Raw genomic sequence first — 23,994 nt, 5'->3', positions numbered from 1 at the left:
GTCAAAACGCCGAGACGTCGGGTATAGACCAGCCGTTCGGCTCTCGCACCTGGGATCGCGAGGGGAGCGACGCATGTCCGGGATTTTTTGGCCTCACGGCTCGGCGAAGGGCGTGCGGCGGGATTGCTTCTTGGCTGCTTGGCGGCGCTTGGTCTCTACGCGTAACCGCCTGGAGGAGGCGGACGGCCGGGTCGCAATGCGCCGCTTGGGCGTGGCCGCCGCCTGACTCAGGAGTTCCCAAAGGCGCGCCAAGGCGTCCTGACGGTTGAGCGCCTGGGTGCGGTGCCGGCAGGCCTCGATGAGGAGCATGCCGTCCTTACCGATGCGCCGACCCGCGAGCGCCCGCAGCCGTAGACGCACCGGCTCGGGCACGACCGGGCTGTGAGTATCGAAACGCAATTCGACGGCGGTCGCCACCTTGTTCACGTTCTGTCCGCCCGGCCCGGGGGCACGCACGAAACGCCACGATAGGTCCTGCGCGCGGATCGCGAGCTGGTCGGTCACGCGCATCATGGGGACGGGTAGGAGAGGTGGGGGGGAGGGGGGTTGCGAAGACCGCCCGCCCCGCCGCGGGGTTCAGCGAGCCGGTCGCGTCGGGATAGCTAGTCTTCGGACACGGCCTGGACGGGCAGGGTGCCTTTCCCTTGCCTGGCCCAGTTCGGCCCGCGTACCTGCGCGAGCCGTCGTGCCCTCTCGATGTCGCCTGGAGACATGGAGGCCGCGACCTGCTTCAAGAGCCCGGTGGCCTCGGGATAGCCGTTGACCTCGGAGACGCTGAACCAGGCATAGGCCTCCACCGGGTCCTCTTCGACGCCGAGCCCATCGACATACAACTGGCCCAGGAAGCACTGGGCCGCGCCGTGCCCGGCTTCGGCGGCCATGGCCAGCCAGTAGGCGGCTTGCTCATAGTCCTGGGTCACGCCCTGACCGTCGGCATACAAGGCCCCCAGGAACGTCTGGGCCTCGACCTGGCCGAGCCCGGCGGCCTTCCGGAACCAGCGCACGGCCTCCTGGTCGTTGGCGGCGACCCCCTGTCCCTTGAGGTGCATGAGACCGACGTTGTACTGGGCGTTGCGGTCGCCGCTTTCCGCGGCACGGCCGAACTCGCCCAGGGCGGTCTCGTAATCCCCGCTCATGTATGCCTTGACCCCTGATTCGTAGTCTGCCTGGACCGGAAGCATCAGCCCAAGCAAGATCGCGGCGGCCCACACCGGCCCGCGCCCGGTCTTCATGACTTACCTCTAACCTGTCGCTCGTAATGCCGCGGCCGATCCGCCGATGCTCACGCCCGCTCTCTCCATCACTCTAGCGCAGGCACGGGCGGCTGTCTGTGAAAAGGTACCTGCGTGCCGACGAAAACAGCCCCTACCGACTAGGACGGGCCGATCGGGGCACGGGTTCATGGAAAGTCGGGAGACGTCGGTGCGGGTGCTTGTCGCGCGCACATTATCCACCGGCGCGCGGCGTAATAACAGGGGTTTGCCAGGTTTTTTTTGCGCGTCTGCGCGCCGCCGGTACGCCTCCGGGGGGGACATCACGCGCTCGCCGGGCGCGGGCAGAGACCCCGGTACTCGCGCGCCAGGTAACCGACCGTAACCAGCCACAAAACGCACACCGACATCGTGAGCCATCCGAGGCCGACGAGACCCGCGTCGACCGGCAGCCAGCCGGTCAAGAGCAGGATCAGCACGGCCCCGAGCACCTTGAACACGCGGTATCCGAACATGTCGATCCAGGCCTTGGCCCGGTAGCTCAGGTTGGGGTTGATGGGGATATAGAGCAACTCTTTCGAGGCCCGGTTGATCGAATAGGACAGGCCCCGGTCGCTGACCTTCATCGCGGAACCGAACACGAGCGTCGGGTTCAAGATGAAACCGAAGGTGCAAAAGAACAGCAGGAGCGGCTGCGTCATGAGCCCAGCCACGACGCCGAGATAGCGGTGCACCACCGGCGTGATCGCCAGGTTGACCAGGATCGATACCAGCCCCATGGTGCTGAAGAGCCAGGAGATGAAGGCGGTGCGCGCGTCGAGCTCGGTGTAGTTCAGCTCCACCATCTTCATGAATTCGTACTCGACCAGCGGTTCCGCCACCTGGGCCAGGAGCACGGTGGCGCCTACGAGCATGAGGTAGCGGTCCCGCAGGAGCCCCCGCGCGATCGGCCGCTCCGTGTCGCTGGGGTTGGCCGCCGCCTCGAAGACCCCATAGCGCGCCAAGGCCAGGTTCACGGTGACGACGAGCCCCAGGATGCCGACCGCCACCAGCAGGAGATCAGGGGTGGTGAGCGAGGTGCGCTTCACGATCAGCATCGCCGCCGCCGCCCCCAAGAGCCCGCCCAGGACCCCGCCGGTACCCAGGAACCCGTACCAGCGCTTGCCCTGCTCGCTGCTGTAGAGGGTGTTGGTCAGGCTCCAGAACTGCTCGACCAAGACCACGCCGAAGATGTCCACGAACACATAGAACGCCAGCGCCGCCGCCGTGCTGTCTGTCGTGAGCAGTGCGTGGAAGCCCGCCAGCATCATCATCGACAGGACACAGCTTCCGAGCACCAGCCGCAACCGGCTGTAACGCCCGACCAGACGGTGGTAGCCGCCGATGATGAGTCCCAGGAACAAGGCCGTTCCGATCCAGACATAGGGTAGCCGATCGGCGCCGAGCTGCTCGATGAAGAGCGAGCGGCTGGCCGGCTTGATCTGGTAGTAGGCCAGCATGATGAAGAAGAAGTTGGCGAACAAGAGGCTCGCGCGTTTGAAGGGATGTCCGGCCATGGTCGTCACGTCCGTTGTCGGGTTCCAGAGGTTCGTTCTTGCACTACATAAAGGGTCGCCGTTACAATCCGGACCGGAGGCTTGCGCCGCATAGGGAGACTGGCCGGATGGGGACCATAAAACACACCATCATTTTCTTCGCGTTCACCCTGGGCTTTCTATCGGACGCAATCGGCGCATCTCCAATTCCCGACTTGCGGCGAACCCCCGATCCCGTCCTGCAGCGCCGTCTCGAAGGGGCGATCCGGCATCTCGGCCTGAGCCGTGCGGTCCTCGACCGGCGCTTGGCGGTGGCGCTGGTCGATGTCACGAGAGTGCATCGACCGCGGCTGGCCGCGGTTAACGGTGACGAGATGCTGTACGCCGCGAGCCTGCCCAAGATCGCGATCGTGGTGGTCCACGGCCGAGCTCTTGCCGAGGACTTGGACATGAGGGCCACGAGGTAGAGGTAATAGAGCCGCCTCGAGCCCGCCGGGGCCTCGACAATGGGCACGGAGCCCATGAAGTTGATGACGGTGCCGTGGTACTTGCGGCATGCGGACTCGGTGCGATGGTCGTCGTCGCTACCCGGAACTCTACGGCGAGGCGCCGGCGGCGGAGATCATGGGGAAGCTCGCAATGGTGGGCGCTCTCGAGCCGGATGATTAGATCCGGGAGCGCCCGGGCTAGTGCCCGTTATTCCCATAGCGCTTACGGAACCCCCAAAGGCGTAACCCCGGAGCCCACCGCGAGAACAGCGTCCGTGGGTGGAGCAACCACCGGACGCGATCTCCAACCCGGCCGGGCGCGTGCTGCGATCCTGTACCGCGAGCCCCGTCGCCGGATATGGGACTGTGCGCGGGCTCGTGGAACTGCTCGCGGATCTCGACCGACAGAGCGGCCTGAAAAAAGCTGGAGCTGGAGGACACCGCGACCGGCCGCGCGAGCGATTCGGGCGAGCTCGGAACCGGCTCGCCGAGCGAGCGGGAGTCGAAACCTCTTCCAGTCGCCGGAGGTCTGACGTTTACTTCCCTGATCGCAGGCCCGTAGACCGCCCGGTCTCGCGACTTTTTTTCACAAGCTCTCGGATAGCGCGACCAGACCGGCTGTGGCAATATCGCACCGACACACCCGCTCTCCCATGCGCATCATCACCTTGAACGTCAACGGGATCCGCTCGGCGGAGCGCAGGGGCTTCCTGCGCTGGATGGCCAAGCAGGATGCCGATGTCGTCTGTCTCCAGGAAACCAAGGCGCAGCGCGATGACCTTGGCCCGAGCGTGGTCGCGCCGCACGGCTATCACAGCTTCTTCCACCTTTCGGACAAGAAAGGCTACAGCGGCGTGGCCCTATACACGCGCAAAGCGCCACGCCGGGTCGTCTACGGGCTCGACTGGGAAGATTTCGACCGGGAGGGCCGTTACCTGCGAGCCGATTTCGCGGACTATAGCGTCGTGTCGCTGTACATCCCCTCGGGGTCCTCGAGCCAGGCGCGGCAGCAAGCGAAGTTCGCGTTCCTCGAGCGCCTGCTGCCCGTCCTCGCGGGGCTCCGGCAAGAGGGGCGCGAGTACCTCTTGTGCGGCGACTGGAACATCGCGCACAGGCCCATCGACCTCAAGAACTGGCGTGCCAACCAGAAGAACTCCGGTTTCCTGCCCGAGGAGCGCGGCTGGCTCGACCGCGTGTTCGACGAGATCGGCTGGGTGGACGCCTTTCGGGTCGTCAACGCGGAGCCGGAGCAATACACCTGGTGGTCCAATCGCGGCCAGGCCTGGGCCAAGAACGTCGGATGGCGTATCGACTACCAGATAGTGACGCCGGCCTTGGCGGGCACCATACGAAGTACCCGGATCTACAGGGATCGGCGCTTTTCCGACCATGCCACGCTCACCATGGATTACGAGAACCGCTTGCACGCCGCCAAATCACAGTCCAGCCCCTCCGACGAAACATTGCCCCGTTGACAACCCACGCCAAATTTCCTAACTACGCCAAAACGCTGTTAGAATTGCTCGACACTCTACCTTTTGAACTTCACGACGAAGTGCGTGACTTCGTTGAATTTCTGCTCATGAAACACTAAGCCAGACCGGGTGCCAAACTCCGTAAGGACTGGGGCTGCCTGGATCGTCACCTGCGCTCCGCTAGCGTGCGCGCCTCGACGGCTTGCCGCATCGCACGGGTCCCGGCCGCGCAGTTTCGCAAGCTGGTGCGCCGTCGCCCGCAGATCCTGGAAGCGCTGCTGCTGCAGCAAGTGCAGATCGTGAGGAGCCTGACCGGACAGGTCTCCCGGACCCACCGCCGGGCGATCACCGACACACTGACCCGACTCTACAACTTCGGCTTCTTCAACGAGCGCTTGGAGCTGGAACTCGAGCGCGCACGCGCGACCGGCGACCCCGTCTCCGTCGTGCTTTTTGACACCGACCACTTCAAGCACTACAACGACACTCACGGCCACCAGGCGGGAAACGCGGTCTTGATCCGAGTAGCGGAGATCCTGCGCGCCACCGGGCGTCGTGGCGACGTTATTGCCGGCTACGGAGGCGAGGAGTTCGTGGCGCTCCTCTACGGCGCCAGTCGCGAGGAGGCGCGGCGGTTCGCGGAGGCCGTGCGCGTCGCCATCGAAGCCGCCGAGCTCGTGGGCGGGCAGACCCAGCCGCTTGGGCGCGTGACCGTCAGCGGCGGCGTGGCGATCTTCCCAACCGACGCCACCACCCGCGACGGGGTGGTCGAGCTCGCCGATCGGAACCTGTACCAGGCCAAGCAGTCGGGCCGGAATCGGATCGTCGTCTCGGCGAGAAAACGTAGGGTCACTCGCAAAGACGCCTATCCATGAAGTTTGGTTGCGTTCGGGCGCAGCAGCGAGAAAAGCAGCACATCGCAGATCGAGCGCGAGTCAGTGAAGAGCATGACCAACCGGTCGATGCCGATCCCCTCCCCGACCACCGCATGCCGTGCTCCAAGGCCTCGATCGACATCGAGCAGTGCCCCCCACTGCGGCGGCACTTTGAAGATCATCGGCGCCATCGAACATCCTCTCGTGACCGCCAAGATCCTCACGCATCTCGGCTTGTCCGCCCGGGCATCGCCCGATCCCCAGTGCGGGCATTCGATCGGCTTCAAATGGCCTAATCCCCAACCGATACCCCCCACCCATCCGGCACACCTCCCTGAGCGAACAATTCCCTTTGCCCCTGGCTCGCCCGAGACCAACGCCCCGCAACATGGCGCCTCGAGCCGATGAAGGGCCCAAAAAGTCCCCCATTCCAGGCCGAGGACTCGCATGTTTGACATCCTAGAGGGGCAGGCAGTACCCTCCCTTCTGACGGAAAAGGGCGTTTAAAATTCCTATACTTCAACCGGCTCTCGAGAAAGCGGCACGCTAACTCCAGACGGCGAGAGCGCGATGCCGCTAGATAACCGAGCGGCTGCAGAAGGTACTGTCGTACTTCAGGGTATTATATGCAGGTATAGGCTGATCGTAGGGCAACCTCGTTTGACAAAGAAGACAGCAGTCGTGACCACACAGTCTTTCATTTGCGCGCTAGCGTTGATTTCTTCTTTGAACCTGTCGGGCTGTACCGACGCTCGACTCGACCAATCCATCGCGTGGTGTACAGAGGCAATGGAGCTCAATGCCAGTCAGCTCCGGTTGGATGACGAGCAAAAGCAGAAGTTAATAAAACAGGTGTGTGCCCAAGCTGGTGGCGGACGTACTCCCGAGCAATGGCAATGCGTGATCACTGCCATGAAACAGAGCGAGTCGTATGTTAGGGCGACCGATACATGCTTCCCTAGGTAACATCGGGTATCAACGATTAGTAATCAAGCTGTTCGGAACGCACGCCTTTTGATAAAGGCGCAGCAGCCACTGCTTCAATAGCGATACGACTCGATACATCGGGGCATAGCGACGTGCGTTGGACTTCGGCTCGAAGAGAAGACGGGATATCGTGCCCCGGGGCCCTGCTCGGGGCGAGGCTCATGGGGGTAACGGGCGAGGTGCAACGCGAGGGGTCGTCCATCATCGCCCGCAAGCTCGAAGACCGAGCGGCCCTGCTCGGAGGGCTCCGGACGGTGTCGCGGGATTTCTGTTAGTCCCTGCTCCCGGATGGTGCCCAAATCGCAGCCACTGCGTATCGGGCGTCCGACCCAGCGACATCCAAGTTCAAACTTCTTGCGTAGTGAGAAGCATGACGGCGAGAAGGAACACCCCCGGTGGCCCAAGCATCGATTGACGAAGAGAAGGGGACCGTTCTGCGGTTCTCCGGTGCTCGCGCCCGAACCTCGGCCCTGGACGCTTACAATCGGCCCATGCAAGAGGGTACCGCGGAGCCGGGGAAGCGGCCTCGGACGCCGTGGCCTTCGATCCCGACGAAGTGGCGCTGCGGGTGTTGATCTCGGCCATCGGCGCCCGCGACGAGAGTGCGCTGACCGCGCTCTACGACGCGACCGCGAGCCGGGTGATGGCGCTGGCCCTGCGCTTCACCGGCCACCACGAGACCGCGGAGGAGGTGGTCATGGATGTCTATCTCCAGGTATGGCGGCAATGGGATCGCTACAGCCTGGCACGGTGAACGGTGATGGCCTGGATCTTCACGATCTGCCGCAGCCGGGCCCTGGATCTGCTAAGGCGCCGCGATCCGGCCGAGACCCACGCCGACCCGTATGCTCTGGGGGTCGAGCCCTGCACCGACGGCGATCCACTGGATGCCTTGGTGGGGCTTGAGGCGCGCGGCATGATGGAAGGCGTTTCAACGGCTTACGCAAGTGGAGCGGCAGTTGCTCAGCATGGCGTTCTTTCGCGGGCTGACCCACGAGGAGATCGCCCGCTGCACCCAGGCCCCCATGGGCAGCGTCAAGACCGTGATCCGAAACGCCATGGCAGAAACTGAAACGGACCCTGGAACCCAGGCTGACTTCGCAGACTGAACCCTATGATGCCAAGACAAGACCCCAAGGACGATGCCTTCGACCCCCGGTTGTTCACGACATGGGCCGAGGCGTTGAAGCCCATTACGCCGCCCCCGGCGCTGCGCGATCGTCTGATGGCCCGCGTGCGGGCCGAGATGGGGGACGAGGGACTGCGCACCATCCGTGCGGGCGAAGGATGGGTCCAGTTCATGCCCGGCATCGAATTCAAGATGCCGTATCGCGACGAGACCACCGGCGCCCGCTCTCTCCTCGCCCGCCTCGATCCCGGGGTGGCCATGCCCGCTCACGACCACACCTTCCCCGAGGAATGCCTGGTACTTCAGGGCGAGATCACCATCGGCGACATCACCGTGTGCGCCGGCGACTACCACTTTGCCGCCAAGGGCGCGCGGCACGGGACCGTGACCACACGCACGGGCGCGCTCCTGTTCCTGCGCGCCGGACGCGGAGAGCCGGTCCCCGAGCTCACCAACCCCGGTTAACGATCGTAGCAATCGACCCGATCGTAGCCCGGATGTAGCGCAGCGAAATCAGGGAATCAGGCGCGGCGAGGGTGACGCACCGATAGCAGGCGGCAGGCGAAAACCGAGTACCGTCTGCCGCTCGCAACCGAAAGAACGATGATTCGGAGGCTGTTATGGCTGGCGTCAAATTCATGGTGATGTATCCACGACCGCAGGATATCGATACGTCGAGCACCTTTACCAGGACGAGGATGTACCGATCGGCGACGGACTCTCGTCCGAATACGTCGGTACGTTCGAGGCATTCGAGAAGCTCTATCAGGAGGAGCACGTGCCGATGATCTTGGACAAGCTCGTCGGTAGGACACGGTTCGTAGCGACCAGGGTCGTTGGGACCTCGAATGGGACGCGGCTGCCGTTCTACCGTATCGCCGAGGTCTATCTTCCGTCGCTCCAGGCCTTGCAGGCATACGCGCAGTCCGCCGGCGGCCGGGAGACCATGGAGCATGCCGTCAAGTTCTCAAGTGGCGGGACGCCGCTTTTTCTTGTCGCGAAAGAGCTCACGCTCATTTCTGGCGGTACATCGGTGTGGGACCGGCTGAAAGCGCTTGTATCTCGTCGATAGAGGGTCTTGTGCAATGATCATGAAAAATCCCTTGATGTTTTCTCATCACCCAATGGCCTCTCATATCTCGACTATTTCGCGGCGCAGCAGAGGTTTTTTCTGGTTCCTGCGCGATGGCTTCCCATTCAGCGCGCCATACAAGCAATGCCATTGACTCCCCAGCTTCAAGAGGGAACGCGCGTGGTTAGCTGAAAGATACAATGCAGCCGTATCTGGGTTTTCCTGCGATACGTTCACACAGCGTCTGGATTCCTAAGCAAAAATCCAGCATTTTGATCGGTCCTCTCTTGGCCAAGCTATGTGCCTTGAAGCGTTCGGTTCTCGCCCGCCCTTGACCTTAGACCGATACTTACTTTTTACGGTAGACGTTTAACCCGATCTTCTCCTCGCGTTCAGGGACAGGCACGTTCCCCTCGGTAGAGGCGATGATGATGGTCTTGCCTGAGGAAGAGGGACCGTATTCTTTGGAGAGATCGATCTGGATAGTCAGAATATTCCCCTGGACATGCATCTCGACATTTTTCATGGGTTCCTCGGAGGCGGTAGCTGGGTTAGTTGGATTGCAGCAGTTCTTTAGGCGCCTTAAGGGGTACGGCCCTTACCTTCACGGTGGCGGGCTTGGCCTTGATCAGGATTTCCTCGCCGGTAAGTGGATTACGCCCCTTGCGGGCCTTGATTGCAGGCCCCCGCTTGAGCTTCACGCCGACTTCCGGGAGGACAAATCCCCGGAGCCCTTCGTCAGATGGCGCCTAACGAGCATGCTCACTAAGGATAAAGGATAGGAAATTCAATGGGTCTTGGCAACAGGTACGGTCGGAGGGGCCGGCCGGTGGTTGGGTGGTCCGGGAGGGGGGTGGGAAGAGCGCGTTCGGGCTGACCCCGGCCGGGTTTCGGGTGGGTGTAGGGGCTGTGGGGTGACGGACAGGCGAGGGCCGTCGACGGCGGGCCCGATGCGGATGCGCTACACTTGCGATCATGCGGGGCGCGTAGCGAGTGGCGAACGATGCAGTAGAGGGCGGTGGAGGGCGAGGCGTTGAGGGCAAGGCGTTGATCGGGGTCAGGCCGACCGGGGGCATGGCGGACGCGATCGTCGCGGGGCTCGCCGAGGGTCTCGTCCAGTTCGACGAGCGCGGCCGCATCGAATACCTGAACCCGGCGGCCGAGCGGCTCTTCGGCTACCCGCGCGAGGAGTTGCTGGGCCGGGACCTCGCGGTGCTCATCCCCTCCCCCGACCGCGAGTGGCACCGGGGTGGCATCGAAACGCACCTCGCCCGCGGCACCGGCACGACCGGCCCGATCGGACGCGAGGTCATCGGATGCCGCCGGGACGGGGCCGGCTTTCCGATGTACCTCTCCGTGAGCGAGGCGCGCGATCAAGGCCGCCGGGTGTTCGTCGCGGTCGTGCATGATCTCAGCGAACACAAGCGCACCGAGGAGACGCGCTTCCGCGCGCTCGCCGACCGCGCCCCGCTCATGATCTGGATGTCGAGGCCCGACCGGCGTTGCACCTATTTCAGCGAGGGCTGGCTGCGATTCACCGGGAGGGACCTCCAGGAGGAGCTCGGCTACGGCTGGACCGAGGACGTGCACCCCGAGGACCTGAAACGCTGCGTCGCCACCTACGAGTCGGCCTTCGATGCCCTCGAGCCCTTGCATGTCGAGTATCGCATCAAGCGCCACGATGGCGCCTATCGCTGGATCCTCGACACCGCGACGCCTTACCACCGTGCGGATGGGCAGTTCGCCGGTTACCTTGGGGGTTGCATCGACATCACCGAGCGCAAGGAGGCCGAGGCGGTCTTGCAGGACGGCTACACGCTGCTGGAGCATCGGGTCGCGGAGCGTACCGCAGAGCTCGCGCGCTCGAACGGCGATCTCGAGCAGTTCGCCTATGTCGCCTCCCATGACCTCCAGGAGCCTCTGCGCGCGGTCGCGGGCTGCGTGCACCTCCTGGCACAACGGTACCGGGACCGGCTGGACGGGCGTGCAGAGGATCTCATGCGCCACGCGGTCGAAGGGGCCGTGCGCATGCAGGCGCTCATCAACGATCTTCTCGCCTACTCGCGCATCGGAACCCGCGCCGAGGCCCCCTCGCCGACCGACTGCGGGGCCGTCCTCTGCGATGCCCTCGCCCGGCTCCGGGCGGCGATCGCCGAGAGCGGTGCGGAGATCAAAAGCGATCCACTCCCCACGGTCATGGCAGAGCCGACGCAGATGACGCAGCTCTTCCAGAACCTGGTCGGCAACGCCATCAAGTTCCGGGGTGATGCGCCACCCGCCATCCATATCGCCGCCCTGCGCCTCGCGGGCGAATGGCGCATCTCGGTCAAGGACAACGGGATCGGGATGGAGCCCGAGTACGCCGATCGGGTCTTCCGGATCTTTCAGCGCCTGCACACCCGCAGCGAGTACCCGGGGACCGGCATCGGACTCGCCATCTGCAAGCGGGTCGTGGAACGCTGGGGCGGGCGGATCTGGATCGAGTCGGCGCCGGGCCGGGGCTCGACCTTCCATTTCACGGTCCCAGCGGGGGAGCAACCGGCATGACGACGATCGAAGCGCGCGGCGGGCGCCCGGTCACCGTGCTGTTCATCGAGGACAGCCCGAGCGATGTGCTCATGACACGCGAGGCCCTGGACCAGGCCAAAGTGCTCATTGATCTGCACGTGATCGACAACGGCATCGACGCCCTGTCGTTCCTCCGGCGCGAGGGCCGCTACCCGACGGCGCCGCGCCCCGACCTCATCCTCCTGGATCTCAACCTCCCCAAGAAGGACGGCCGCGAGGTCCTGCGAGAGATCAAGTCGGACGAGGCGCTCAAGCGCATCCCGGTGGTCATCCTCACGAGCTCGAGCGCCGAGGAAGACGTCATGCGGGCCTACGGGCTCCACGCCAACTGCTATGTCACGAAGCTTTTCGACTTCGAGGGCCTCGCCAAGGTCGTGCGGTCCATCGAGCGCTTCTGGTTCACCGTCGTCACTCTGCCCGAGGGCTGAGTCACATGTTCATCCGGGTGCTCGTCGTCGAGGACGACCCGAGCTACGCGCTTCTGGTGCGCGAGCACCTCGGCCGTCCGGCCACCGGCTGCGAGTTCGCGCTGGTCCACGCAGAGCGGCTCGCGGATGCCCTCCGGCTCCTCGGCGAGGACGACATCGATGTCATCCTGGCCGACCTCGGCCTGCCCGACAGCCAGGGGATCGAGACCTTCCTCAAGCTCCGGGCCGAGGCCCCCGGCGTACCGGCGATCGTCCTGACCGGTCGAGACGATGAGGCCCTGGGCATAGAGGCGCTCCGCGAGGGCGCTCAGGACTACCTCGTCAAGCGTGAGCTGGACGGGCATCTCTTGCCGCGCGCCCTCCGCTATGCCATCGAGCGGTACCGCTCGGAGGCGGCGCGGGCGGCGCACGATGAGCTCGAGCACCGCATCGAGGTTCGCACCGCCGAGCTGTCGCAAGCCAACGCGGCGCTCGAGGTCGAGGTCGCGGAGCGCCGGCGTGCTGAGGAGCGGCTGGCGCACCTCGCGAATTACGACGCGCTCACCGAGCTGCCCAACCGCCGGTACTTCTACGAGCGCGTGCAGCACGCGATAGGCCGCGCGCAGCGCCATGGGATGAGGCTCGCGCTCCTGCTGATCGACCTCGACAACTTCAAGCTCGTCAACGACACCCTGGGCCATGACCATGGGGATGCCCTGCTGCGGGCGGTCGCGAGCCGCATGAAGGACCGCCTGCGCGCGGAGGACACGCTCGCACGCATCAGCGGCGACGAGTTCACGGTGCTCCTGGAGGACATCGGCGCCGCGCGCGAGGTGGCCAAGAGCGCCCGCCGGCTGGTGGAGTCCCTGGCGGCGCCGGTCCGGCTGGACCATCACGAGATCACCATCGGCGCGAGCCTCGGGATCAGCGTCTTTCCCGCGGACGGCGCCGATCTCTCGACCCTCATGAAGAATGCCGACACGGCCATGTACCGGGCCAAGCGCGAGGGCAAGAACGGCTATCGATTCTTCACCGAGGACATGAACCGGGAGGCCATGGATCGGCTCCTCATCGAGACCGGCCTGCGCCGTGCCATCGAGCAGGCGGAGCTGTGCCTGCACTACCAGCCGATCGTGGACCTCGCGTCCTTGAAGACCGTGGGGGCCGAGGCCCTGGTGCGCTGGCCGCAGCCGGAGATGGGCCTGATCCCACCGACGCGCTTCGTCCCAATCGCAGAGGAGTGCGGGCTCATCGGGCCGCTCGACGAATGGGTGCTGGCAGAAGCCTGCCGCGCGGCACGGACCTGGTCGGAGGGCCTGCGCGTGGCCGTGAACATATCGCCCCGCCATTTCCGCCATCGCCACCTCGCGCGCACCATCGAGGAGGCCATCGTGCGCGCAGGGCTCCCCGCCGATCGATTGGAGATCGAGCTGACCGAGGGTGCGGTCATGGAGAACCCCGCTGCGGCGGCCGAGGTCCTGCGCCGACTCAAGGCGCTCGGGGTACGGGTGGCCATCGATGATTTCGGGACCGGCTATTCCTCGCTCGGCTATCTCAAGCGCTTCCCGATCGACCGACTCAAGATCGACCGGAGCTTCATCCAGGAAGTCACGACCGACGGGGATGCGGCCGCCATCACCACCGCGGTCATCGCGCTCGCCCACAGCCTCAAGATGAAGGTGATCGCCGAAGGGGTCGAGACCGCCGACCAGTTTTCGGCCCTCGAGGTCCAAGGCTGCGACGAGGCCCAGGGCTACTACTTCGGTGCGCCGTCCCCGCACCGGCCCACCGATACCCCCGGACGGCACAGGAGCGCCGCCGCGCCGGTCGATCATTCGATCGATCCGGACCGGGCAGTCCCGAGCCGACGGGATGCGGCTCGAAACGGGGACGCGGGTCGTCACGACCCCGCACGAGGTTCTCGGGCGGCCCCGGACGGCCGTCCCTAGAACGGGATGTCGTCGTCGAGATCCGGCGCCGCGCCGCTCCCCGATCCAGATCCAGAGGAGACGGACGCAGGGCTCTGGGCCTGGGCCTCGTCGTGGGGTGGCGGCTCGTGCTCCATGGGGGTCGTGCCGCCGCCGCGGCCGCCCAGCATCTGCATGTCGTTCGCCACGATCTCGGTGGTATAGCGGTCGTGCCCGTCGCGGTCCTGCCACTTGTTGGTCCGGATCCGCCCTTCGATGTAGACGTGCGAGCCCTTGTGTAGGTATTCCTTGACGATCTCGGCGAGCTTGCCGAAGAACACCACGCGGTGCCACTCGGTGCGCTCCTGGTTTTCCCCCGTCTCCTTGTCCCGCCACGAGTCGCTGGTCGCGAGCCGCACGTTCGCGACCGCCTGCCCGCTCGGCATGTACCGCACCTCGGGTTCCGCACCCAGATTCCCGATGAGAATGACCTTGTTGATACCCCTTGCCATCGCTATACCTCCTCACGGAAAAGAACCAACGTTGAAATACGCTTGGGCAGACCTTAGCCCCGCGCCGCGCAGATGTCACGTAATCCCTGCCAGTCCAGCGTGTCTCGGTCCACCTTGAGGAACGCCACGCCGTCCTCACCGACCACCACGGCTTCGCTAACTCCCGCAACGGCCGCGAGCCTGACGGTGAGCGCCGTGGCCTCGGCGGCCGTGAGCCGGCCGACCTTGACCACATGGCTGCGCAGCGGCCGCGGCAACACCATCCCGCGGGCGTACGCGAACCAAGAGAGCGCCAGCGCGGCGCACATCAGGAACACGCCGGTGGCGCCAGAATAACCCGAGAGCAGGCCGCCGATCGCGCCGCCCGCGAAGGTCCCGAGGAACTGCGACATGGCGTAGACGCCGAGCGCGGTACCGCGCCGATCGGCCGGCGCCATCTGCGATACCAGAGCCGGAAGGCTCGCCTCCAGGTAGTTGAACCCCGAAAAGAAGCCCCATAGCATGAGGAATACCCCGGACGCGCTCCCATGCCCCAGGGCCAGGCCCAGCTCGGAGATCCCGACGAGCGCCACGGCCCCGAGGAACACCTCGCGACCGCGCCGCTGGGCCGCCCGAATGGCCGGCACCATCAGGACGATGGACAACCCGAATACCGGTAGATAGACCTCCCAATGCAACCGACTGGCGAGACCCAGGCCATCGCGCAGCACCACCGGCAGGACCACGAAGCTTGCGGTCAAGAGGAAATGCAGGCATCCGATGCCGACGTTGAGCCGCCGGAGATCGCGATTCGCAAGGATACCGAGCACCTGACCCCACTGCGGCTCGCACTCGCGATGAAAGGCGCTGTGCCCGGGCTCGGGCACAAGGAGATACAGGACCGCAATCCCACCGAGGGCCAGGCCCGCGGCCAGCCAGAAGAGGCCATGCAGCCCGAGCACGGCATCGAGGGCCGGGCCGGCGACGAATGCGGCCGCGAAGGCCAGCCCGATAGTTACGCCTATCACCGCCATCACCTTGATGCGCTGTTCCTCGCGCGTCAGATCCGCAGCGAGCGCCATGACGGCCGCCGAGATGGCACCGGCACCCTGCAGGGCCCGGCCGGCGATGATCCCCGCGACATGCCCCGAGACCGCGCACAGCACGCTGCCGAGGCCGAAAATGAGAAGCCCGGCCGCGATCACGGGCTTGCGCCCGTAACGGTCCGACAGGCCCCCGAAGGGGATCTGGAACAGCGCCTGGGTCAGGCCGTAGACGCCCATCGCGATGCCGATGAGGAAAGGGGTTGCGCCCCCCAGGTGCTGGGCGTGCAGCGCCAGCACGGGCAGGATCAGAAACAGCCCGAACATGCGGAAGAAGAACAAGGTCGCGAGCGACAGCGCGGCGCGCCGCTCGCAGACCGCCATCGGTTCCTGGCTCGACAGGCCATCCCTTTGCGTCATGGGTGCTCGGACCAGTAGTATTCAGCCCCTTCGTATTCAGGGGTTACCCTGCCTGTGCGCCATGGACACCATCCGCATCCGGGGTGCCCGGACCCACAATCTCCAGAACATCGACCTCGACCTGCCTCGGGACCGGCTCATCGTCATCACCGGGCTGTCGGGCTCGGGGAAGTCCTCGCTCGCCTTCGATACCATCTATGCGGAGGGCCAGCGTCGCTATGTCGAGTCCCTGTCGGCCTATGCGCGGCAGTTCCTGTCGGTGATGCAGAAACCGGATGTCGATACCATCGAAGGGCTGTCGCCGGCGATCGCCATCGAGCAGAAGTCCGCCTCCCACAACCCCCGCTCCACGGTTGGGACCACGACCGAGGTCCACGACTATTTGCGGCTCCTCTACGCCCGCACCGGCGAGCCGCACTGCCCCACCCACGGCACGGTGCTCGCGGCCCAGACCGTGAGCCAGATGGTGGACCAGGTCCTGGCCCTGCCCGAGGGCACCCGGCTCATGATCCTCGCGCCGGTCGTGCAGGGGCGCAAGGGCGAGCACGAGGAGGTCATCGATGACTTGCGCAAGCAGGGGTTCGTGCGCGCCCGCATCGACGCTCAGGTCCACGAGCTGGACGCGGCACCGGGGCTGGCATTATACAAAAAGCACGACATCGAGGCCGTGGTGGATCGGTTCAGGGTCCGGCCCGATCTGCGCCTGCGCCTGGCCGAATCGTTCGAGACCGCCGTACGGATCTCGGGCGGCGTGGTGCGCCTCGTGCGTATGGACGATGCCCGAGGGGACGATGCTCGAGGGGACGAGGCCCGAGGGGACGAGGCCGGGGGCGAGGAGATGGTGTTCTCCGCGCGTTTCTCCTGCCCGCACTGCGGTTATAGCCTGAACGAGTTGGAGCCGCGGCTGTTCTCCTTCAACAACCCGGCGGGCGCCTGCCCCGAGTGCGACGGGCTCGGGGTGCGAGAGTTCTTCGACCCCGCCCGCGTGGTGCGCCACCCGGAGCTCTGCCTGCCCGCGGGCGCCATCCCCGGCTGGGACCGGCGCAACGGCTACTACTTCCAACTTCTCTCCGATCTCGCGGCCCATTACGGCTTCGACCTCGACAAGCCCTTCAAGCAGCTCCCGGCGCGGGTCCGTAAGGTGGTCCTGGAGGGCAGCGGGGGCGAGGCCATCGCCTTTACCTATGATGATGGCCAAGGCCGACGCCGCAAGCGGCGTCACCCCTTCGAGGGCGTGATCCCGAACCTCACGCGGCGCTACCGGGAGACCGGATCGAGCCTGGTGCGCGAGGAGCTGGCGAAGTTCCTCGGGCAGACACCCTGTCCGGCATGCGGCGGGACGCGGCTGACCTTGGCCGCCCGGCATGTCCTGGTCGGGGGCCGCTCGCTGCCCGAGGTCACGGCCATGCCGGTCGAGGCCGTGTTGCGGTTCTTCGAGTCCCTGACGATCGGGGGACACAAGGGCCAGATCGCGGTCAAGGTCCTGAAGGAGGTGAAGGAGCGGCTGCGCTTCCTGGTCGATGTGGGGCTGGACTACCTGACCTTGGACCGGAGCGCCGACACCCTGTCCGGCGGCGAGGCGCAGCGTATCCGCCTGGCGAGCCAGATCGGGGCCGGCCTCGCCGGGGTCATGTACGTGCTCGACGAGCCCTCGATCGGGCTCCACCAGCGCGATAACCGGCGCCTGCTCGGCACCCTGACCCAGCTCCGCGACCTCGGCAACACCGTCATCGTGGTGGAGCACGACGAGGAGGCCATCTGGGCCGCGGACCATGTGGTGGACATGGGACCAGGCGCCGGGATCCACGGCGGGCGGGTGATGGTCCAGGGTCCGCCCGATGCCATCGCCCGCCATGCCCAGTCGGTCACCGGGCAGTACCTCTCGGGCCGTCGCGCCATCCCCATCTCGTACCCGCGCAGATCGATAGATGGGCGCGGGCTCTTGCGCCTCCTGGGTGCGAGCGGGAACAACCTCAAGGACATCGATGTGGCGTTCCCGACCGGGCTATTGAGCTGCGTGACCGGGGTGTCCGGCTCGGGGAAGTCCACGCTCGTCAACGACACCCTATACCGGATCGCGGCGCGCCGTTTCCATCATGCGGGCGAGGACCCGAAGCCGTACCGGGGCATCGAGGGCCTGGAATGGCTGGACAAGGTCGTGGACATCGATCAGAGCCCCATCGGTCGCACCCCGCGCTCCAACCCCGCCACCTACACCGGCCTCTTCACGCCCATCCGCGATCTGTTCGCCGCGATCCCGGAGGCGCGCTCGCGCGGCTACGCGCCGGGGCGCTTCAGCTTCAACGTGCGCGGGGGGCGCTGCGAGGCCTGCCAGGGCGACGGCGTGATCAAGGTCGAGATGCACTTCCTGCCGGACGTGTATGTCACCTGTGATCTATGCCAGGGGGCGCGCTACAACCGCGAGACCCTGGACATCCACTACAAAGGCCTGAGCATCGCGGCGGTGCTGGGCCTGTCCGTGGAAGACGCCAGGCGCTTGTTCGATCCGGTACCGGCCGTGGCCTCCAAGCTCCAGACCCTGATCGACGTCGGCCTCGCCTACATCAAGCTGGGCCAGAACGCCACCACGCTCTCGGGCGGCGAGGCCCAGCGCATCAAGCTGGCGCGAGAGCTGTCGCGGCGCGACACCGGCCACACCCTCTATGTCCTCGACGAGCCCACGACCGGCCTCCACTTCCACGACATCGAGCAACTCTTGTCGGTCTTGCAACGGCTATGCGAGCGCGGCAACACGGTCATCGTTATCGAACATAACCTCGATGTCATCAAGACCGCCGACTGGGTCGTGGATCTCGGCCCCGAGGGTGGTGAGGGCGGCGGCGAGGTCGTGGCCACCGGTACCCCAGAAGCGGTGGCGGCCCACCCGCGCTCCTACACCGGTCGCTTCCTCGCGCCGGTCCTGGCGCGGCAGGCAGTCGGCACCCGGGACGAGCACACGCGCCTCGCGCGCTTGGCATAGCTCCAATCGTCAACCATAGGAGAACGATGTCCATGACCGCCCTGATTTGCGGCTCGATGGCCTACGACAACATCATGGTGTTCCAGGATCGCTTCAAGAATCACATCCTGCCGCACCGCATCCATATCCTGAACGTGTGTTTCCTGGTCCCGGAGATGCGGCGGGAGTTCGGCGGTTGCGCCGGGAACATCGCCTATAACCTGAAACTATTGGGTGCGGATGCGCTCCCGGTGGCGACCGTGGGGCGCGACTTCGACGCCTACGCGGCCTGGCTCGACGCCTGCGGGATCTCCCGCCGCCATGTCAAGACCATCGCCGACCAATGGACGGCCCAGGCCTTCATCACCACCGATCTCGACGACAACCAGATCACGGCCTTCCATCCTGGCGCCATGAGCCACTCGCACCACAACGCGCTGCCGGCGCTCGATGGCGTCCGGCTCGCGATCATCTCCCCCGATGGCCGCGAAGGGATGCTGGAGCACACCGCCGCGCTCGCCGAGGCGAAAGTACCGATCATCTTCGACCCCGGCCAGGGCCTGCCCATGTTCGAAAAAGAGGAGCTCCTATGGTTCCTGAGCAGCGCGACCTACGTGACGGTCAACGACTACGAATGGCAGCTCCTGCACGAGCGTACCGGCCTGTCGCCCGAGGCGCTTTGCGAGCGGGTACGCGGGCTCATCGTCACGCTCGGCGCCCAGGGCTCGTGCATCTACGCCGAGGGGAGGCGCTACGAGATCCCCGCCGCCAAGCCGCGCGCCGTGCGCGATCCGACCGGTTGCGGCGACGCCTACCGGGCCGGTTTGATCCTGGGGCTCCTGCGCGATCTGGATTGGGAGACCACCGGGCGCATCGCCTCGCTCATGGGGGCCATCAAGATCGAGCACCACGGCACGCAGAACCACCGCTTCGCCCACTCCGAGCTCGCCGCCCGTTACGAGGAGGGCTTCGGCGCCAGCCCCCCGGAGATATTTCGCTAGCCCGGCGGGGCAGGGCGATTTCGCGTACGCCCCCCGTTCAGTCGCCGTTCAGCCGCGGGCGTGTACCGTGGGCGACATGCCGGCAAATACCGGCGCCACCCGTGAACGGAGGTTTGTCGTGTCCAAGAGATCGAAGCGCATGCTGTCATTGCTACTCGGTGCGGGACTGGTACTGATCGCGCCCGAGGTGCTGGCCTGGAGCTGGAATCAACACCAACCGCGCCCCTATAACGGCTTCGAGGGCTATTCCCCGGGTTACGGATCGTCCGGGTATGGTTACCAGAAGGTGTACCCGAGGGGCCATCGTAGGCTCTACCGCCCCCGCTATTACGGCTACGGCCACGGGCGTCACTATCGATGGCCCCGTTATGGCCACTACCGCTACTTCCCTGGCTATCGTTACTTTCCCGGCTGTCGCTACTGACACTCCGGACGGTCGGTCCTCCCCTTGTCGGGGGGGACCGTGGGGGGCACAATACCGGCTCGCTGTTCATCCGAAGGGAGGGGCCATGCGTCGCCGGTCAGCTATCAATATCATCATTGGCAATATCATCGTTGCAAGTGGTCTCGCGGCGTCGATGACGTACGCTCAAGGCATCGCGATCCAGGGCCCGGCCGATGTCGCCGGCAATTGGGTGCTGGAGTCGACCGCTATTTACCTGACGGGCAAGCGAGCCCCCGAGGGCTCCAAATGGGTCTTCGGGGCCGACGGGAACCTGGCTCGGACCAGTCTCTACAAGTTCTCGGAGAGCCTCACGGAGAGCGGCCGTGAAGGGACGATAGAAGAGAAGTTCGAGGTCAAGGACGGCAAGATCGTCACCGCGAACGGCGATACCTTCGCCCTCATCGAAAGGAAACCCGATACCATGACCCTGAAGGGGCCGTTTGGGTATTACTTCTTGAAGAAGGAGTAGCCCGGCCGGCCCCGGTAGGGGGGACGAGCGTAGCGGGTCCCAACGGCCGCGCGTTCCGAGGTCCCGTCGCTGTGATTCGGCCGCCGCTTCCCAGCTTACCGCGTCGCTACTGACGACGCAGCCGAGAACCGGCGCGGTCGGTCGAGCACGTCCCTCCCGACGAACAGCATGCGGCGCCGGAACGCGACCGGGCTTTCGACCAGCAGCGTGGCCTTGAGATTCTCCAGGCCCCCCGCAAAAAAGGCCGTTGCAGAAAACGCCGCCCGCCATGGACCCAGTCCGGACAACGCAGCCGCCAATGCTCGGCCAGGTGCTCCGCCACCGTGGCCAGATAGGCATCCTCGACGACCCCGACCGGGCAAGGCTCATCCGAGATCATGTCCTGGCGGCGTTCCGGATGGCTATAGAACTCGTCCAGGAACCTCGCATAACGCCGGATCGAAGGACTGTCCGGCTCGCGTCCGCTCGGCGACTTCGTACAGCGAGCGGGGGCGATCGTGGCGGCTAACGGCTTGCCTTATCACGCGCATCTGGCGACAGCTCCTTCCGCATCGCTTCATCGAGCGCCGCCAAGTCCCGGATGGGGGCGCCGCATTGCGTGCCTTGACATACATAAGCGACGACGCCCTGCTCCGCCGGGTGGCATAGCGCCAAGACCCCCGGCAGGCCGCGCGCCTCGGCCGGGATGGCGAACGTGAGACGCGCTGGAGAGTAATGCTCGGTACAACGCCGCTGCCACTCGGCCAGCAACTCGCCGCCGCCTCGCAAGACCATGGTCGTGGGCGGCACCCGATATTCCTCCAGGGCGCGCAGCAAGGCGCAATGCCCAGAAGCGTAACGCCCGATCGAGCCGCTCGCCGCGCGCAGCGTTCTCTCCGCCGCGGCGAGATAACGCGTCTCACCGAGGAGATGCCCGAGCCGCCCGAGGCCATAGGCCGCGACCCCGGCCCCGGCCGGCAGGGCCTCGTCCATGAGCGACTTGTGGCGCGCGATCAAACGTTCGTGGTCGTGGGCCGTGAAGAAGAACCCACCCTCCTCACGGTCTTCGAAGCGCTCGATGAGCACATCGCAAAGCGCGATCGCGAGCTCCAGCTCCCCCCCGCGCCAGCGCGCTTCGAGCAGGCTCAACAGCGCATCGATCAGGAACGCATGGTCGTCCAGATAGGCGTTCAGGTGCGCCCGGCCATCTTTATAGGTCGCGAGCAGTCGCCCGTCGCGCCATAGCGTGGCGCGGATGAAGTCCATCGCGCGCTCGGCGGACGACAGGAAATCATCTCGCCGGAATATCCGGCCGGCGATGGCCAGACCGCGGATCATGAGCGCATTCCAAGAGGTCAGGACCTTTTCGTCGCGGCCGGGGCGGATGCGGGGCTCGCGTAGGGCGAGTAACCTGGTCCTCGCCTCCGCGATGTGCCGGACGACTCCTGCCTCTTCGGTCTCGAGCGCGCCGGCAATCGCGGCCGGCGACTCTGCGATATAGAAATGCCAGTGGCCCTCGAAGTTGGGCGGCCGATCCAGGCCCACATGGCGGGCGAATAGGGGATAGGCCGGCTCACCCAATGCGGATCGAACCTCCTCTCGGGACCAGACATAGAAGGCGCCTTCGTGCCCGGCCGAATCGGCGTCGAGACTGGAGTAGAACCCCCCCTCCGGTGATTGCATCTCGCGGATCACCCACTCCCCCGTCTCGAGGGCGGTCTTCTCGAAGACAGGCTCGCCCGTCAACTGCCAGGCCTCGGCGTACAGCGGTAGCAACTGGGCATTGTCGTAGAGCATCTTCTCGAAATGCGGGATGCGCCATTCGGCATCGACCGAATAGCGGTAAAAACCGCCGCCGAGCTGGTCGTAGACCCCACCCTGCGCCATGGCGCGCAAGGTGTGCAGCGCCATCTGCAGGGCCTCGCGGTCGGGTGCATCGACCTTAGCGGTTTCAGCATAGTGCCGCAATAGGCGCTCGATACTGGTCGGGTGCGGGAACTTGGGCGCCCCGCCGAAGCCCCCGAGGCGGCGGTCATAGACGCGTTCGAGCTCGGCCCGCGCCTGGAGGAGGGGCGCGTCGTCGAGCACCGCCTGCCCGGCCGGCGCGGCGCGCTCGTTCAAGGCCTGCCGCAGGGCCTCGCCCTGCTCGCGGGCGTCCTCGGGGTGCTCGTGGAAGAACCTCGCCACCCCGGCCAACACCTCTTTGAAGCTCGGCAGGCCGTAGTGCGGCTCGCGCGGGAAGTAGGTCCCGCCGAAGAAGGGCGTGTGGTCCCCGGGCGTCAAGAACATGGTCAGCGGCCAGCCGCCATTGCGCCCGCTCAAGAAGTGATGGGCCATCTGATAGATCTTGTCGAGGTCGGGCCGCTCCTCGCGGTCCACCTTGATGTTCACGAAGTGCGCGTTCATGAGCGCCGCCGTGTCTTCATCCTCGAAGGACTCGTGGGCCATGACATGGCACCAGTGGCAGGCCGAATACCCGACGGAAAGCAGAATGGGCTTGTTCTCCGAGCGAGCGCGCTCCAGTGCCTCCGGCCCCCACGGGTGCCAGGCCACCGGGTTGTCGGCGTGTTGGAGAAGATAAGGGCTGGTTTCGTTCGCCAGGGCGTTCATCGCTGGTTCCTCCGCCGCATCATAACCCAGAACACCGGCTGATCCGGGGGCACCCCGAACGCCATTACATCACAGTCGGGCACGGTCGGTGAAGACGAGCGCATCACGATTCATGTCTCGGCGGCAGATGCGCTTCCACTCCCCCGGATTCACCACCCTCCGTGCAAAGTGATGCACGGCAGGGAGGTGGCAGTCCTTTGCGCGGACGAGTCCACCGGTGCCTGGGGCAAGTGGGGCTTCGGGCGTGACCGGTTATCGTGGCAATATCGCGTTCGGGGCATAACCGCTCGAGATACGACGGCACGGTGGTAGCGCTCCGGACACCCGTCCCGCTTAACGCCACGCAGCGTATGAAAAGACCTTTGGCGGCGATGAGTCCCAGGTGTTCCTCGGGGGATAGGCCTCCCTCATACGGCAAGCCGCGTAGGATGGGTAGAGCGTAGTGAAACCCATGATAGACGGCGGATGGATAAACTCTGGACTACGCGACGCATGGCCACCGGTGGCGCTTGGCTACTACGCCTTGCTTAAAAACTGGGAAAGGGCACGAAATCAGACAAACGACTTGATAATCAGCGAAACGACACCAGCGATCAGGATACCGAGCATCCACTTGAGCAGCACGATTTCGCCCAAGACTTTCTCGAAGCGCGCGTCAAGCTTCATTTCTAGTTGGTTGAGGCCAGATCTCAAGTCTTCTTTGGTCGCCAGCTCCTTGAGGTTGACTTCCAATACCTCGGAAAGAACGGCCGCTTCCGCCTCCGCCTGTTCCGGCGGCACGCCCGCGGCTTTAAGTTTGCCCTCCTCAGGAAAATCTGTGGGTGAACTTTGGTTCCGGTAGAGCGCCAAGTGCATGATACAAAGCGACTTCCAGCCCATGATAGGTCCGAAAACCGTAAGCCTTTCTGGTAGTGAGTTTGGCC

At 65.4% G+C, this 23,994-nt stretch carries 26 protein-coding genes; 15 read left to right on the top strand and 11 right to left on the bottom strand.

Annotation, left to right across the window (positions count from 1 at the left end; genetic code table 11):
- Nucleotides 1-93 precede the first annotated feature (93 nt).
- The 3 genes from arfB to M3461_13430 form a co-directional block, all read right to left on the bottom strand.
- Nucleotides 94-513 carry an aminoacyl-tRNA hydrolase gene (arfB, locus tag M3461_13440; protein ID MDQ3775273.1) on the bottom strand — a complete coding sequence of 140 codons (420 nt, stop codon included), beginning with the start codon at nt 511-513 and terminating at the stop codon, nt 94-96.
- A gap of 89 nt (nt 514-602) precedes the next feature.
- The gene (locus M3461_13435) at nt 603-1,232 is read right to left on the bottom strand and encodes a sel1 repeat family protein (GenBank protein ID MDQ3775272.1); all 630 of its coding nucleotides are present in this window, start codon (nt 1,230-1,232) and stop codon (nt 603-605) included.
- 302 nt (nt 1,233-1,534) lie between these two features.
- Nucleotides 1,535-2,767: an ATP translocase gene (locus M3461_13430; protein ID MDQ3775271.1), complete on the bottom strand. Its 1,233-nt coding sequence runs from the start codon at nt 2,765-2,767 to the stop codon at nt 1,535-1,537.
- Nucleotides 2,768-2,874: 107 nt separating this feature from the next.
- On the opposite strand from M3461_13430, the gene M3461_13425 reads away from it, so the two are divergent.
- The 3 genes from M3461_13425 to M3461_13415 all read left to right on the top strand — a co-directional run bounded on the left by M3461_13425 (nt 2,875) and on the right by M3461_13415 (nt 5,584).
- Nucleotides 2,875-3,213, top strand: coding sequence for a hypothetical protein (locus tag M3461_13425; protein ID MDQ3775270.1), 339 nt, complete (start codon nt 2,875-2,877; stop codon nt 3,211-3,213).
- Between the two features lie 674 nt (nt 3,214-3,887).
- A complete protein-coding gene (locus M3461_13420) occupies nt 3,888-4,709 on the top strand; it encodes an exodeoxyribonuclease III (GenBank protein ID MDQ3775269.1) in 822 nt (273 codons plus the stop codon).
- A 185-nt stretch (nt 4,710-4,894) separates the two neighbouring features.
- A complete protein-coding gene (locus tag M3461_13415) occupies nt 4,895-5,584 on the top strand; it encodes a diguanylate cyclase (GenBank protein MDQ3775268.1) in 690 nt (229 codons plus the stop codon).
- Here the strand turns inward: M3461_13415 and M3461_13410 are convergent.
- Complete coding sequence (locus M3461_13410; protein ID MDQ3775267.1) at nt 5,575-5,775, bottom strand: hypothetical protein; 201 nt, start codon at nt 5,773-5,775, stop codon at nt 5,575-5,577. The genes M3461_13415 and M3461_13410 overlap by 10 nt on opposite strands.
- Nucleotides 5,776-6,663: 888 nt before the next feature.
- On the opposite strand from M3461_13410, the gene M3461_13405 reads away from it, so the two are divergent.
- The 5 genes from M3461_13405 (at nt 6,664) to M3461_13385 (ending at nt 8,772) form a co-directional block, all read left to right on the top strand.
- A complete protein-coding gene (locus M3461_13405; GenBank protein ID MDQ3775266.1) occupies nt 6,664-6,846 on the top strand; it encodes a hypothetical protein in 183 nt (60 codons plus the stop codon).
- Nucleotides 6,847-7,106: 260 nt separating this feature from the next.
- Nucleotides 7,107-7,325: a hypothetical protein gene (locus M3461_13400; protein MDQ3775265.1), complete on the top strand. Its 219-nt coding sequence runs from the start codon at nt 7,107-7,109 to the stop codon at nt 7,323-7,325.
- Between the two features lie 214 nt (nt 7,326-7,539).
- Nucleotides 7,540-7,680 (top strand): hypothetical protein, encoded by a 141-nt coding sequence (locus tag M3461_13395; protein MDQ3775264.1) that lies wholly within the window; start codon nt 7,540-7,542, stop codon nt 7,678-7,680.
- A gap of 5 nt (nt 7,681-7,685) precedes the next feature.
- Nucleotides 7,686-8,165: a cupin domain-containing protein gene (locus tag M3461_13390; GenBank protein ID MDQ3775263.1), complete on the top strand. Its 480-nt coding sequence runs from the start codon at nt 7,686-7,688 to the stop codon at nt 8,163-8,165.
- Between the two features lie 241 nt (nt 8,166-8,406).
- Nucleotides 8,407-8,772 (top strand): EthD family reductase, encoded by a 366-nt coding sequence (locus M3461_13385; protein MDQ3775262.1) that lies wholly within the window; start codon nt 8,407-8,409, stop codon nt 8,770-8,772.
- A gap of 349 nt (nt 8,773-9,121) precedes the next feature.
- Here the strand turns inward: M3461_13385 and M3461_13380 are convergent, their stop codons facing one another.
- On the bottom strand, nt 9,122-9,298 hold the full coding sequence (locus tag M3461_13380; protein MDQ3775261.1) for a hypothetical protein: 177 nt from the start codon (nt 9,296-9,298) through the stop codon (nt 9,122-9,124).
- Nucleotides 9,299-9,323: 25 nt separating this feature from the next.
- On the bottom strand, nt 9,324-9,473 hold the full coding sequence (locus M3461_13375) for an HU family DNA-binding protein (protein ID MDQ3775260.1): 150 nt from the start codon (nt 9,471-9,473) through the stop codon (nt 9,324-9,326).
- A gap of 346 nt (nt 9,474-9,819) precedes the next feature.
- Here M3461_13375 and M3461_13370 point away from each other — a divergent pair, with 346 nt between their 5' ends.
- Genes M3461_13370 through M3461_13360 form a run of 3 tightly spaced genes read left to right on the top strand, consistent with a single transcriptional unit; the run spans nt 9,820 to nt 13,696 of the window.
- A complete protein-coding gene (locus tag M3461_13370) occupies nt 9,820-11,319 on the top strand; it encodes a PAS domain S-box protein (GenBank protein MDQ3775259.1) in 1,500 nt (499 codons plus the stop codon).
- A complete protein-coding gene (locus tag M3461_13365) occupies nt 11,316-11,768 on the top strand; it encodes a response regulator (GenBank protein MDQ3775258.1) in 453 nt (150 codons plus the stop codon). Before M3461_13370 ends, M3461_13365 begins: the two co-directional genes overlap by 4 nt.
- A 5-nt stretch (nt 11,769-11,773) precedes the next feature.
- Complete coding sequence (locus tag M3461_13360) at nt 11,774-13,696, top strand: EAL domain-containing protein (protein MDQ3775257.1); 1,923 nt, start codon at nt 11,774-11,776, stop codon at nt 13,694-13,696.
- Here the strand turns inward: M3461_13360 and ssb are convergent.
- Together ssb and M3461_13350 are read right to left on the bottom strand one after the other, a co-directional pair.
- Nucleotides 13,693-14,166, bottom strand: coding sequence for a single-stranded DNA-binding protein (gene ssb, locus M3461_13355; protein ID MDQ3775256.1), 474 nt, complete (start codon nt 14,164-14,166; stop codon nt 13,693-13,695). The genes M3461_13360 and ssb overlap by 4 nt on opposite strands.
- 53 nt (nt 14,167-14,219) lie before the next feature.
- Nucleotides 14,220-15,608 carry an MFS transporter gene (locus M3461_13350; protein ID MDQ3775255.1) on the bottom strand — a complete coding sequence of 463 codons (1,389 nt, stop codon included), beginning with the start codon at nt 15,606-15,608 and terminating at the stop codon, nt 14,220-14,222.
- Between the two features lie 61 nt (nt 15,609-15,669).
- On the opposite strand from M3461_13350, the gene uvrA reads away from it, so the two are divergent.
- The 4 genes from uvrA (at nt 15,670) to M3461_13330 (ending at nt 20,482) form a co-directional block, all read left to right on the top strand.
- On the top strand, nt 15,670-18,588 hold the full coding sequence (gene uvrA, locus M3461_13345; protein ID MDQ3775254.1) for an excinuclease ABC subunit UvrA: 2,919 nt from the start codon (nt 15,670-15,672) through the stop codon (nt 18,586-18,588).
- Nucleotides 18,589-18,620: 32 nt separating this feature from the next.
- Entirely contained in the window at nt 18,621-19,568 is a 948-nt protein-coding gene (locus tag M3461_13340; GenBank protein ID MDQ3775253.1) for a carbohydrate kinase family protein, read from the top strand.
- 118 nt (nt 19,569-19,686) lie between these two features.
- Nucleotides 19,687-19,992, top strand: a complete 306-nt coding sequence (locus M3461_13335; protein MDQ3775252.1) for a hypothetical protein — start codon at nt 19,687-19,689, stop codon at nt 19,990-19,992.
- Between the two features lie 85 nt (nt 19,993-20,077).
- On the top strand, nt 20,078-20,482 hold the full coding sequence (locus tag M3461_13330; GenBank protein MDQ3775251.1) for a hypothetical protein: 405 nt from the start codon (nt 20,078-20,080) through the stop codon (nt 20,480-20,482).
- A 95-nt stretch (nt 20,483-20,577) separates the two neighbouring features.
- On the opposite strand, the gene M3461_13325 is transcribed toward M3461_13330, so the two are convergent.
- From M3461_13325 to M3461_13315, 3 genes are all read right to left on the bottom strand, one after another.
- On the bottom strand, nt 20,578-20,769 hold the full coding sequence (locus M3461_13325; GenBank protein ID MDQ3775250.1) for a hypothetical protein: 192 nt from the start codon (nt 20,767-20,769) through the stop codon (nt 20,578-20,580).
- 217 nt (nt 20,770-20,986) lie between these two features.
- The gene (locus M3461_13320; protein MDQ3775249.1) at nt 20,987-23,071 is read right to left on the bottom strand and encodes a thioredoxin domain-containing protein; all 2,085 of its coding nucleotides are present in this window, start codon (nt 23,069-23,071) and stop codon (nt 20,987-20,989) included.
- Between the two features lie 552 nt (nt 23,072-23,623).
- Entirely contained in the window at nt 23,624-23,926 is a 303-nt protein-coding gene (locus M3461_13315; GenBank protein ID MDQ3775248.1) for a CCDC90 family protein, read from the bottom strand.
- Nucleotides 23,927-23,994 lie beyond the last annotated feature (68 nt).

This window comes from Pseudomonadota bacterium (assembly GCA_030860485.1).
GTDB lineage: Bacteria > Pseudomonadota > Gammaproteobacteria > JACCXJ01 > JACCXJ01 > JACCXJ01.
Note: the sequence above shows the minus strand (reverse complement) of the source record. Positions and strands in the feature narration are given on the sequence as shown.